Annotated in this window: 10 protein-coding genes; 2 read left to right on the top strand and 8 right to left on the bottom strand. The window is 68.6% G+C overall.

Annotation, left to right across the window (positions count from 1 at the left end):
* Positions 1-23: 23 nt before the first annotated feature.
* On the bottom strand, positions 24-2,399 hold the full coding sequence (locus tag ASF43_RS18155) for a Tex family protein (RefSeq protein WP_056183980.1): 2,376 nt from the start codon (positions 2,397-2,399) through the stop codon (positions 24-26).
* Between the two features lie 197 nt (positions 2,400-2,596).
* Between ASF43_RS18155 and ASF43_RS18160 the strand changes: the two genes are divergently transcribed.
* A complete protein-coding gene (locus tag ASF43_RS18160; RefSeq protein WP_156373404.1) occupies positions 2,597-3,361 on the top strand; it encodes a hypothetical protein in 765 nt (254 codons plus the stop codon).
* Between the two features lie 166 nt (positions 3,362-3,527).
* A complete protein-coding gene (locus ASF43_RS18165; RefSeq protein WP_056183983.1) occupies positions 3,528-6,521 on the top strand; it encodes a bifunctional diguanylate cyclase/phosphodiesterase in 2,994 nt (997 codons plus the stop codon).
* Between the two features lie 4 nt (positions 6,522-6,525).
* Here ASF43_RS18165 and ASF43_RS18170 read toward each other — a convergent pair whose 3' ends face one another.
* The 7 genes from ASF43_RS18170 to ASF43_RS18200 are packed head-to-tail and all read right to left on the bottom strand — an operon-like array spanning position 6,526 to position 12,546.
* Positions 6,526-7,428, bottom strand: a complete 903-nt coding sequence (locus tag ASF43_RS18170) for an SDR family oxidoreductase (protein WP_056183985.1) — start codon at positions 7,426-7,428, stop codon at positions 6,526-6,528.
* Positions 7,429-7,442: 14 nt separating this feature from the next.
* A complete protein-coding gene (locus tag ASF43_RS18175; protein ID WP_056183987.1) occupies positions 7,443-8,372 on the bottom strand; it encodes a glutathione S-transferase family protein in 930 nt (309 codons plus the stop codon).
* Between the two features lie 8 nt (positions 8,373-8,380).
* Positions 8,381-10,021 carry an isovaleryl-CoA dehydrogenase gene (locus tag ASF43_RS18180; RefSeq protein WP_056183989.1) on the bottom strand — a complete coding sequence of 547 codons (1,641 nt, stop codon included), beginning with the start codon at positions 10,019-10,021 and terminating at the stop codon, positions 8,381-8,383.
* A gap of 25 nt (positions 10,022-10,046) precedes the next feature.
* On the bottom strand, positions 10,047-11,063 hold the full coding sequence (locus ASF43_RS18185; protein WP_056183990.1) for an NADP-dependent oxidoreductase: 1,017 nt from the start codon (positions 11,061-11,063) through the stop codon (positions 10,047-10,049).
* A gap of 16 nt (positions 11,064-11,079) precedes the next feature.
* Complete coding sequence (locus ASF43_RS18190; RefSeq protein WP_056183992.1) at positions 11,080-11,493, bottom strand: PaaI family thioesterase; 414 nt, start codon at positions 11,491-11,493, stop codon at positions 11,080-11,082.
* Between the two features lie 11 nt (positions 11,494-11,504).
* A complete protein-coding gene (locus ASF43_RS18195) occupies positions 11,505-12,299 on the bottom strand; it encodes an SDR family oxidoreductase (protein WP_056183994.1) in 795 nt (264 codons plus the stop codon).
* Between the two features lie 43 nt (positions 12,300-12,342).
* On the bottom strand, positions 12,343-12,546 hold the full coding sequence (locus ASF43_RS18200) for a hypothetical protein (RefSeq protein ID WP_056183996.1): 204 nt from the start codon (positions 12,544-12,546) through the stop codon (positions 12,343-12,345).
* Positions 12,547-12,558: the final 12 nt, after the last annotated feature.

The following is a 12,558-nucleotide window of genomic DNA, read 5'->3' on the forward strand; positions in this document are numbered from 1 at the left end:
GTGCCGCGCGCGAAGCCCTGCCCTCAGCGCCTGGCAGCCTGCAGCTTGGCGAAGGCAGAGGCCATGGCCGAAGGTGCAGCGGCCTCCTGCCGAGCGCCCTGCCGGCCGGCACGCTGGCCCTGGCCGGCATGTTCGAAGCGGTTCTCGCGCGGGCCATCGCGGCGCGCCGGCGCCTCGCCCAGTTTCATCGTCAGGCTGATGCGCTTGCGCGCCACGTCCACCTCGAGCACCTTGACCTTGACGATGTCGCCGGTCTTCACGATCTCGCGCGCATCGTCGACGAACTTGTGCGAGAGCTGGCTCACGTGGACCAGGCCGTCCTGGTGCACGCCCAGATCGACGAAGGCACCGAACGCGGCCACGTTGCTGACCGTGCCCTCCAGCACCATGCCCTCGGTGAGGTCCTTGATGTCTTCCACGCCATCGTTGAAGCGAGCGACCTTGAAGTCGGGCCGAGGGTCGCGGCCGGGCTTCTCGAGCTCGGACAGGATGTCCTTGACCGTGATCACGCCGAACTGCGCATTCGCGAACAGCTCGGGCTTCAGGGTCTTGAGCATTTCGGCGCGGCCCATGAGTTCCTGGACGGGCTTGGCCGTGTGCGCGAGGATGGTCTGTACCACCGCATAAGTCTCGGGGTGCACGCCGGTCATGTCCAGCGGGTTGGTCCCGCCGCGGATGCGCAGGAAGCCCGCGCTCTGCTCGAAGGTCTTGGGGCCCAGGCCCGTCACCTCCAGCAACTGCTGGCGGCTCGCAAACGCGCCATGGCTCTCGCGCCAGCGCACGACCGCCTTGGCCACGCTGGGCGTCAGGCCCGACACGCGCGACAGCAGCGGCACGCTGGCCGTGTTCAGGTCCACGCCGACCGCGTTCACGCAGTCCTCGACCACCGCCTCCAGCGTGCGCGCCAGGTCGCCCTGGTTCACGTCGTGCTGGTACTGGCCCACGCCGATGGACTTCGGGTCGATCTTCACGAGCTCGGCCAGCGGGTCCTGCAAACGGCGCGCAATGCTGGCGGCGCCGCGCAGGCTCACGTCCACGTCGGGCATCTCCTGCGAGGCGAACTCGCTGGCCGAATACACCGAGGCCCCGGCTTCGCTGACCACCACGCGCTGCAGGGCCTGGCCCTGGGGCAGCGCCTTTTCCAACCGTTTCATCAGGTCGGCCGCCAGCTTGTCGGTCTCGCGGCTGGCCGTGCCGTTGCCGATCGCGATCAGGTTCACGCCGTGTTTGGCGCACAACTGGGCCAGCGTATGCAGCGCGCCTTCCCAGTCGCGGCGCGGCTCGTGCGGGTAAACCGTCGCGGTATCGACTAGCTTGCCCGTGGCGTCGACCACGGCGACCTTCACGCCGGTGCGGATGCCCGGGTCCAGCCCCATGACCACGCGCGGGCCAGCGGGTGCGGCCAGCAGCAGGTCGCGCAGGTTGTCCGAAAACACCTTGATGGCGACCTTCTCGGCGTCTTCGCGCAAGCGCGTGAACAGGTCGCGCTCGGTCGACAGCGACAGCTTGACGCGCCAGGTCCAGGCCACACACTTGCGCAGCAGGTCGTCGCTCGGGCGACCCTGGTGGCTCCAGCCCAGGTGCAGCGCGATGCGGCCCTCGGCCAGGCTGGGCACGGGCATGCCGGGCTTGGCACTGGCGGGCAGCTCGGGCTCGGGCAGCACCAGCTTGGCGTCCAGGATGTCCAGCGCGCGGCCACGGAACACCGCCAGCGCGCGGTGCGAAGGCACGCGGCCGATGGGCTCGTCGTAATCGAAGTAGTCGCGGAACTTGGCGACGTCGGCGTTGTTCTCGTCCTTGCCGCTCGCCAGCTTGCTCTGCAGCAGGCCTTCGTTCCAGAGCCAGGCGCGCAGGCCCTGCACCAGCGCGGCGTCTTCGGCCCAGCGCTCGGAGAGGATGTCGCGCACGCCGTCCAGCACGGCGGCCACCGTGGTGAAGTCGTCGCCGTTCTCGCCCTTCTCGGTCTTGACGAAGGCGGCAGCCGCATCGGCCGGCACCAGCGTGGGGTTGGCGAACAACTGGTCGGCCAGTGGCTCGATGCCGGCCTCGCGGGCGATCTGGCCCTTGGTGCGGCGCTTGATCTTGTACGGCAGGTAGAGGTCTTCGACTTCCTGCTTGGAAGCCGCGGCCTCGATGGCGGCGCGCAGCTGCGGCGTGAGCTTGCCCTGCTCCTCGATGCTCTTGAGGACGGCCTCGCGCCGGTCTTCCAGTTCACGCAGATAGGCCAGCCGGGCCTCCAGTTCGCGCAGCTGGATGTCGTCCAGCCCGTTCGTCACTTCCTTGCGGTAGCGGGCGATGAAAGGCACCGTGGCGCCGCCGTCGAGCAGCTCGACCGCGGCCTTGACCTGGTCCTCGCGGATCTTGATTTCGGCGGCGAGCTGGCGAAAGATTTTCTGCATCCTGGTCTGCTGAGTGGGCAAGGGGCGGCAGTTTGCCACACGCCCTTTTGGCCTCCGGCGTGTCTCCCAAACACCTACAGACGGTTCATCCAAAGCGCGACCTCGGTGGCGGCGCACACAAATTTACATTCACTGACATGTTTGGGCGGTTCAGGTGGTGCGGTGGTCGCAGCACGGGCCGGCTGAGGAGGAATGCCGTGAAGTTGAATGAACACATCGGGCCGCAAACTGCACCGTCCTGGGCGGACATGCAGTTCGCCCTGGCGTCGCCGATGGTCTCCGAGCGCCTGCCGTTCAGTGTGCGCCTGGTGCGCTCCGAGGCCGACCTGCGCAAGGCCGTGCAGATCCGGCACAGCGCCTATGCACGCCATGTGCCGGCCTTCGCCGAGACCCTGCGCCGGCCCGAGCCGCATGACACCATGGACGGCGCCGTCGTGCTGCTCGCAGAGTCCAAGCTGGACGGCGCGGCGCTGGGCACCATGCGCATCCAGACCAACCTGCTGGAGCCGCTGCCGCTGGAGCAGTCCATCACCCTGCCGCCGCACCTGCGCCACGGCACGCTGGCCGAGGCCACGCGCCTGGGCGTGACCGAGCAGTTCCAGGGCCGCGCCGTGAAGACGGTGCTGTTCAAGGCATTCTTCCTGTATTGCCAGCAGAACGGCATCGACTGGATGGTCATCACCGCCCGCACGCCGATCGACCGGCAGTACGAACGGCTGATGTTCAAGGACGTGGACCCGGCGCTGGGCTACGTGCCACTGGCGCATGTCGGCAATCTGCCACACCGCATCATGTGTTTCGAAGTAGCCGGCGCCGAGCAACGCTGGGCCGGGGCGCGGCACCCGTTGTTCGATTTTGTGTACCGCACCCGGCATGTGGACATCGACCTGCGTGAGCCGGAGCACACGGAGATGGCCGCCATGTCGGCATCTGTACGGCGCATGCTACAGATGCACGGTTGACCGGCTCCCGGGCATGTGACAAATGCCCGTGGCTGCCCAGTTTCTTGCGCAAGCGCCAGGATTGGATGCAGTTGTCGCCGAATACCCTCATAATTTGTTTCAATTTGTGGCCTATCGATGGGTCGGCCGCATCCAAGTTCGGGGTACCGGGAGCGCAGACGACAACATGCAAGGCAGCAAGCGATGGCTTCTTCAGCTGAACACCGGGCTCGACCGGGCGATGTACGCCATCGGCGTCTATGGCCTGCCGGCGTTGCTGGCCGTCGTCAGTGCGATCGCCCTGCTGTTCTGGACGCACCAGTACGGCGACACACCTGGCGCGCGCAGCCTGGCGTTCCGGGTCGCGCAGGCGCCTGACGCACAAGTCTCGCTGACGCCCGCGCAGGCCTTGGCCCTGCTGTCCGACCCCACGGCACCGGCCCCCGTCGCGCTGCACGACACGCAACTGTCCGAGCGCCCGTTCTGGCTGCTCGTGGCGCTGAACGAGCAGCAGGTCGAGCCCACCACCAGCAGCATCGAGTTCGCCTCGCGCCACGCCACCGACCTGAGCTGCTGGAACGCCGAAACGCTGGCGTCGCTGGGCACGGCAGGCCGCGCCAACAGCGCCGGCGCGCTCACGCAATTCAAGGCCGGCTTCGCGCTGCGGCTGGCGTCCGCAGGCAACCCGCCGGCGCTGCTGTGCAAGGCGCAGTTCGTCGGCCCGGCGCGCATCACCGTGCTGGACTGGCCGACCACGGCCCTGGCCAGCTCCGGCTTCGAATTCCACCGCAACGCTGGCCTGCTGGACGGCGGGCTGATCGTGCTGGCCCTGTTCGTGCTGACCACCGCCCTCGTCAACCGGCGTGGCTTGTACGTGCTGTTCGCGGTCTGGCTGCTGGTCAACCTGCGCATGGCGGCGCTGTCCGCCGGGTGGGACACGCAGTGGCTGGGCCGCACCGTGCCCACGGAGTGGGTGCTGCGCATGCGGATCATGACCATCGCCGTGTGCTACGCGGTCACCGCGACGCTCTTTCGCGAGTTGTTCCGCGAAGACCTGGCCAAGATCGGCTACGCCTTCATGCTGCGGGCCATCATGTGGCCGGCCCTGCCGTTGCTCGTGATCACGGCCACCCTGCCCTATGCCACGGCCCTGCCCTTCACCTGGGCGGCTACGGGCATGGCCATCTGCATCGCCGTGTTCCTGCTGGGGCAGATCCTCTACCGCACGCGCTCGCGCGTGGCCATGTGGTACAGCGCCTCGCTGGTGGTGACACTGGGCGCCACGCTGTATGAAGTGGTGGCCGCGGCGATCGGCGTCAAGGGCATGATCGGCGCGGTCAACAGCGTGACAGCCGCGCTGTCGTCCAGCCTGCTGGCCTCGCTGGCGATTGCCGAGCAGATGCGCCAGGAGCACAACCAGCGTCTGGAAGCGCAGGCCGAGCTGGAACACACCTACGAGGCCATTCCCATCGGCCTGTTCACGCTGGATCTGCAAGGCCGCTTCACGAGCGCCAACCCGGCCCTGCTGGAGATGCTGGGCCCCGACGTGCTGAGTCCGGGGCGCCATGCCTGGCTGCAGTACTTCCACGACGGCGCCTGGACGCAGCTCTACCACCTGGTGCAGGCCCAGGGCCATGGCGAGCTCGAACTGCGGGGGCGCAAAGTGCTGGGCGCCAATGGCTACAAGCGCTACCTGGTCAAGGCGGCGCTGGCGCGCGACAAGATCGAAGGCTCGCTGCAGGACGTGACCGAGAAATCGCGCGCCACCGAAGAGCTGCAGTTCATGGCCAACAACGACTCGCTGACCAAGGTGCTGAACCGGCGCGGCATCGAGCGCACGCTGGAACGCACGCTGGCCGACCTGGGCGAGCAGCGGCCACTAGCCCTGGCCTACCTGGACCTGGACCGCTTCAAGCTCATCAACGACCTGTTCGGCCACAACGCTGGCGACGAGGTGCTGCAGCAGGTCTGCACGCGGGTCAGCACGCTGTTGTCCGGTGGCATGGTCATGGGGCGCATGGGCGGCGATGAGTTCCTGATCGTGATGCCCGATACGCGCACGCCGCTGGCCACCGTGATCTGCCAGGGCATCGTCTCCACCATCGGTGGCACGCCTTACCGCGTGGGCGACAAGGCCTTCCATGTGCGCGGCTCCATCGGCCTGATCGAGGTCAGCCCCGGCACGCGCCTGAAGGATGCCGTCTCCACCGCCGACCGCGCCTGCCGCGAGGCCAAGGCCCGGCACCAGGACGGGCTGGTCGTGTACGAGAAGAATGCGGTCGCCTTCCGCGAGCACGAGGCCGAACTGCGGCTGGTGGAGCGCCTGTCGTCCAATGCCGCGACCGACGGGCTGTTCCTGGAGATGCAGCCCATCATGTCGCTGAACGCGCCGCATGCCTCGCTCAATTTCGAAGTGCTGCTGCGCATGCGCGGGCCCGACGGCAAGCTCGTGCCGACGGACCGCGTCATCGCCGCCGGCGAGAACAGCGGCCGCATGGGGGTGATCGACCGCTGGGTGCTGTCGGCCACGCTGAGCTGGCTCAACACGCACCTGGAGCGCCTGAAGAACACGCGCTTCATCTGCCTGAACCTGTCGGGCGCCTCGCTGAACGACGAGAAGTTCATGCACGACGTGTACGCCATGCTGGCGCGCAACATCCATGTGGCCGGCCACCTGTGCTTCGAGATCACGGAGAGTGTGGCGCTGCACGACCTGAACAACACACGCCGCTTCATCGACAAGGTGCGCAGCTACGGCGCCAAGGTGGCGCTGGACGATTTCGGCGCGGGCTACACCTCGTTCTCGTACCTGAAGGAACTGCCGGCCGACCTGCTCAAGATCGACGGCAGCTTCATCGTGAACATGAACAAGCACCCGGCCAACGTGGCCATCGTCGAGGCCATCGTGAACCTGGGCCGCAACCTGGGCATGCGCACGGTGGCCGAGTGGGCCGAAGACCTGGCCACGGTGCGCACGCTGGTGGAGATCGGCGTGGACTACGTGCAGGGCTTCGCCGTGGCCCGGCCGCAGTCACCCGAGCGGCTGCTGGCGGCCTCGTCGTCGGCCAGCTTCATCGAGGACGCGGAGCTGCTGAGCTACACCTACCTGCTCGACAAGACCGATGACGACGTGCTGCAGGTCGACATGTTCGACCACAGCCGTTTCCGCAACCTGCACTGAGCGATCAGCCGCGCAGCGCCTTGCGCAGCTCCACGCCCAGCTCGGGCTTGTGGGCGAACGGGTCGGTCGGGTTGCGCTGCTGCAGGATGTCTTCCATGCGCACCTGCACCGAGCCGATGGCGCGCGGGTGGCTGTACACGTAGAACTGGTTCGCCGCGACGGCATCGAACACTTTCTGCGCGACCTCCGCCGCCGACACCTTGCCCGCGCCCACGGCCTTGTCGATCATGGCCTGGCCCACCAGCTGGCTGCGCGTGGGCGCGTCGGCGGCCAGCGCGTCCGGGCGGTTGCGCTCGCTGGCATGGATGCCCGTGGAGACGAAGAACGGGCACAGCACCGAGGCGCCGACCTGGTCGGTGACCAGGGCCAGGTCCTGGTACAGCGTTTCCGACAGCGCGACCACCGCATGCTTGCTGGCGTTGTAGATGCCCATGTTGGGCGCGTTGACCAGGCCGGCCATGCTCGCGGTGTTGACGATGTGGCCGCGCCAGGCCGGGTCACGGGCGGCCGCGGCCAGCATCATGGGCGTGAACACGCGCACGCCATGGGCCACGCCCATGAGGTTCACGCCGATCACCCATTCCCAATCGCGCGCGGTGTTCTCCCAGACCAGGCCGCCCGTGCCCACGCCGGCGTTGTTGAACACCAGGTGAGGCGCGCCGAAGCGTGCCAGCGTGGCAGCGCCCAGCGCCTCGACCTGGTCTGCCTTGGACACGTCGAGCCGGAACGCCAGCACCTCGGCGCCCAGGCCTTCGATCTCGGCCGCGGCGCGGTCCAGCGCCTCTTGCTGCACGTCGGCCAGCACCAGGCGCATGCCCAGCCGCGCGCCGATGCGTGCGCATTCCAGGCCGAAGCCCGAGCCCGCGCCGGTCAGCACGGCGGTCTTGTTGTTGAAGTCGGTGATCAAGGCACGGGCTCCCGTCAGGCCGCGCGCAGCACGAAGCCGATGCGCGGGAAATGCACGTGCACGGTACCGGCGCGCGCGTCCTGGCGCCGCAGCGTGAAGTGCATGCGCGTGGCAGCGACCAGCTCGCCCTCCGTCGGCTCCGGCCCGAAGGCTTCGGCCGTGACCGTGACGCGGCTGCCCAGCGCAATGCCGTGGTCGTCCTGGAAGGTCTCGCCCGCGACGGGCAGCGGCTCGCCCGCGGCCGCCACGGCGATGGCCTCGGCCGACGTCATCTTCTCTGGTTGCCCGTGCCCGATGGCGGCGATGCGGTCCATCCACGCCAGCACGGACGGGAACGGCTCGAACACGCCAGCCGTGGACGGTGTGCGCGTGCGCACGTACCACAGCGGGTGGTAGGCCGAGAAGTCGGCCAGCACGGGCACGGCGTCGACGAGGTAGTCCTGTGTCTCCAGCGTCTCCGATAGCCGGCGCAGGTAGGACTTGAGCGCGGCCGTGGCGTCGGCCGGCCGCAGCCGCGCCATGCCCGCCGCCATGGCGCCACGGTCGGCGGCGAAGGCCTTGCCGGCCTCCGGCGGCAGCTGGCCGAACATGTCGGCCAGGCCGGAAGGCTGCATCGCATGGGCCATGGCGGCCCAGAACAGCGTGCTGTCGGCCCACTGCGCCATGATGCGCGTGAGGCCCTTGTGCTGCGGAGGGTACAGGCTGGGCACTGGCTGATGGTGTTCCAGCACGTCGCAGATCAGCCCGGTGTCGCAGTAGATGTCGGCGCCGACCTGCAGCACCGGCGTGCGGCGGTAGCCGCCGGTCAGCGCTTGCACATCGGGCTTGGGCATGATGGGCGGGATGTGGACGGACTTCCACGCCAACTGCTTGTGGCCCAGGATGAGCCGCATCTTTTCGGAAAAGGGGGAGGTCGCGTAGTGGTGCAGGATCAGGTCGGGCATGGGGTTCCTCAGTTGGTCGGCAGGGCTCGGTCCAAAATGGCGTCGAGATCGCAGCCGCTCGGCAAGGTGCCGAAGCTGCGACCCCAATCGCCCGCGATGCGGGTGGTGCAGAAGGCGGATGACACGGCGGCCGGCGCATGCTGCACCAGCAGCGCGGCCTGCACGGCCAGCGCCACGTCTTCGGCCAGGCGCCGGGCCTCGGCCTCGCCCTGCAATTGTTCGATGCGCTGCGGCAGGTCGTCGGCCAGCCGGTCCAGCGCGGCATGGGCACCGCGCGCCGGGGCGAGCTCGGCCGCCAGTGCGGCGCCCGCGTCGCCCTTGCGCAGGGCGCGCAGCAGGTCCAGCGCCATGATGTTGCCCGCGCCTTCCCAGATGGAATTGAGCGGCATCTCGCGGTAGATGCGGGCCATGACGCCATGGCCGCCCTCCTCCACGTAGCCGTTGCCGCCCAGGCATTCCATGGCTTCCTGGCCGAAGCCGCTGCCGCGTTTGCAGGTCCAGAACTTGGCGACAGGCGTGAGCACACGGGCCATCACTTGCTCGTGCCCATCGTCGGGCCGGTCGAACGCGCGCGCCAGGCGCAGCGCAAGGGCCGTAGCGGCCTCGGATTCGAGCGCCAGGTCGGCCAGCACGTTGCGCATCAGCGGCTGGTCGACCAGGCGCTTGCCGAAGGCCTGGCGCCCGCGCGTGTGGTGCACGGCCAGCGCCAGGGCCTGGCGCATGAGGCCGCTGGTGCCCAGCGCGCAGTCCAGCCGGGTCATGGTGCCCATCTCCAGGATCTGCGGCACGCCACGGCCCTCGTCGCCGACCAGCCAGGCCTGGGCCTCGTCGAACTCGACCTCGGAACTCGCGTTGGCCTTGTTGCCCAGCTTGTCCTTCAGGCGCTGGATGCGGATCGCGTTGCGCGAGCCGTCCGGCAGCACGCGCGGCAGGAAGAAGCAGGTCAGGCCGGCCGGCGCCTGGGCCAGCACCAGAAAGGCGTCGCACATCGGTGCCGAGAAGAACCACTTGTGGCCCGTGATCGCGTAGCGCTCGCCCCAGGCGTCGCGGCCATCGCGGCGCGCCTGCGTGGTGTTGGCGCGCACGTCCGACCCACCCTGCTTCTCGGTCATGCCCATGCCCATGGTCGCGCCGGGCTTGTCGGTGATGAACTTCAATGCCGGGTCGTACCAGCGGCTTTGCAGCCTGGGCGCCCAATCGGCGTAGACAGAGGCGTTGCCCAGCAGCGCCGGGGTGACGGCGTAGCTCATGGAGATGGGGCACAGCACGGCCGGCTCCAGCTCGGTGAACAGCATGAAGCCGGCCGCGCGCTGCACATGGGCGTGAACGCCACCGGCCCAGGGCGTGCCGTGCAGGCCGGCCGCCACGGCGGCAGCCATCAGCGCGTGGTAGCTTGGGTGGAACTCGACCTCGTCCACGCGGTGGCCAAAGCGGTCGTGCGTGCGCAGCGCGGGCGGGTGCACGTTGGCCAGCCGCGCGTGCCCCTGCATGGTCGACGAGCCGAGCTCGCGGCCCAGGGCTTCGAGCGGTGCGAGTTGCAGGCTCGGCGCGTTGAAGCGCAGCGCGTCGCGCAATGGCGCGTTCGTGGCGAACAGGTCGTAGTCCGCCAGCGGCGTGCTCTGGTTGAAGACTTCGTGCGTGCCGTGCATCACCGTCTCCCGGGCCGTTGCAGCCTCAGATCAGCTTGACCAGCTGCTTGCCGAAGTTCTTGCCCTTCAGCAAACCCAGGAAGGCCTGCGGCGCGGCCGCCAGACCTTCGGCCACCGACTCGCGCGGGCGCAGCTTGCCGCTGGCCACCAGGCCGCCGAGCTCGGCCAGGGCCTCGGGCCAGACCTCCATGTGTTCGCTGACGATGAAGCCTTCGAGCTTGATGCGGTTGATCAGCAGCACGGAGGGGTTGGTGAGCGGCAGCGGCGCGCCGTCGTAGCCGGCGATCATGCCGCACAGTGCGATGCGGGCGAAGGCGTTGGTGCGCAGCAGCACGGCGTCCAGGACCATGCCGCCCACGTTCTCGAAATAGCCGTCGATGCCGTCCGGGCAGGCCGCCTTGAGCGCGGCCGACAGGCTCTTCACGTCGCCGTGCACCTTGTAGTCGATGCACTCGTCGAAACCGAGTTCGTCCTGCACGTAAGCGCACTTGTCAGGCCCGCCCGCGATGCCGACCACGCGGCAGCCGCGCGCCTTGGCCAGGGCACCGAAGGCACTGCCGACCGCGCCGCTGGCTGCGCTGACGACCAGCGTGTCGCCGGCCTTGGGCGCGATGATCTTGACCAGGCCGTACCAGGCCGTGACACCCGGCATGCCGACCGCGCCCAGGTAGTGCGACAGCGGCACGTGCGTGGTGTCCACCTTGCGCAGGCTGCCCGGCACGTTGGCATCGACCACGCTGTAGTTCTGCCAGCCTCCGAAGCCGACGACCTTGTCGCCCACGGCGTACCTGGGGTGCCGGCTCTCCACGATCTCCCCCACCGTGCCGCCCTGCATGACCTGGCCCAGCGGCTGCGGCTGGGCATAGCTCTTGGACTCGTTCATGCGGCCGCGCATGTATGGGTCCAGGCTCATGTAGTGGTGGCGCACCAGCACCTGGCCGTCGGCCAGCGCGGGCGTTTCGGCATCGACGAGCTTGAAGTTGCCGGTGGTGGCCTCGCCCTCGGGGCGGTTGTCGAGCAGGACTTGTTGGTTCTTGGGCATGCGGGTCTCCTTGGGATCAGTCGGTCGGGATGACGTGGGTGGTGGGCGAGCGCGGCACGTACTTGAAGGTGGCCGTGGAATGGGCGCAGAGCTGGCCCTGCGCGTCCTGGATGCGCCCTTCGACGAAGGCCATGCGCCCGGTGCGGTGCAGCACCTGCCCCATGGCCACGAGCGGGCCCTGGGCCGGCCGCATGAAGCTGGTCTTCATCTCGATGGTGACCACGCCCATGCCGGTCTCCAGGCTGCGCGCGGCCGCGGCCATGGCCACGTCCAGCAAGGTCATGCAGGCACCGCCGTGCGTGGCCTCGTGCGTGTTCAGGTGCTCGGGCCGCGCCGTGAAGTGCATCTCGGACCGGCCGTTCTCGAAATGCTCCAGCGTGATGCCCAGGTGGTCGATGAAAGGCACGGGCGTGCCGTAGGGGATGCTCATGCCGCCGCCCTTCAAGCCGCGCCGAGCACCACGCTGACGCCGCCGTCCACCGCCATCCACTGGCCCGTGATGTGCTTGCCTGCCGCACTGGCGTACAGCAGCGCGATGCCCTTCAAGTCTTCGTCGTCGCCCAGGCGCTGCAGCGGCACGCCGGCCTTCATCTTGTCTTCGCCGAGCTGGTCGATCAGGCCGGAGGCGAGCTTGGTGCGGAAGAAGCCGGGGCAGATCGCGTTCACGTTGATGCCGTACTTGCCCCACTCGGCCGCCAGCGTCTGCGTGAAACCGAGCACGGCCGTCTTGGATGTGTTGTAGGCCAGCGTCTTCATGCCGACCGGGTTGCCGTTGAGCCCGGCGATGGACGAGATGTTGATGATGCGCCCGCTGCGCTTGGGGATCATGTAGCGCGTGGCGACCTGCTGCGACAAGATGAAGTAGCCGCGCACATTGAGGTTCATGACCTTGTCCCAGGCGGCGACCGGGTGCTCTTCGGCCGGCGCGCCCCAGCTGGCGCCGGCGTTGTTGACCAGGATGTCGATCGCCCCCATGCGCTGCAGCGTTTCGTCGGCCAGGCGGCGCGTGTCCTCTTCCTTGCCGCAGTCGGCAGCGATCCAGCGCGCGTCGATGCCGGCCGCCTGCAGCTCGGCGGTCGCCTGCTCCAGGTCGTCGGCCTTGCGCGCGCTGAGCATGATCTTGGCGCCGGCCTCGCCCAGCGCGTGGGCCATCTGCAGGCCCAGGCCGCGCGAGCCGCCGGTGACCAGCGCGGTCTTGCCGGTCAGGTCGAAGAGTTGTTGGATGTTGCGGCTCATGGTGCTCCTCGGTTCGTTGTGGGTCGATCGGTCAGCGCTTTGGTCAGGGCTCTGCCTTCATGCGGGCGCGCACGAAGATCAGCGCAAAGCCCACGGCGGCCACCACGCCGCCGGCCACGGCGATGGTGATGCCCAGTGCGTGGTCCACGCGCTGGGTGGCCAGGCCGAGCACCAGCGTCAGCAGGCCGCCGTAGATCAGGATCCAGATCCACTTGTGCAGGCGCTTGAGGGTTTGAGGTGATGTCATGCTGCACTGTAC

The organism is Pseudorhodoferax sp. Leaf267 (genome assembly GCF_001422405.1).
GTDB lineage: Bacteria > Pseudomonadota > Gammaproteobacteria > Burkholderiales > Burkholderiaceae_C > Pseudorhodoferax.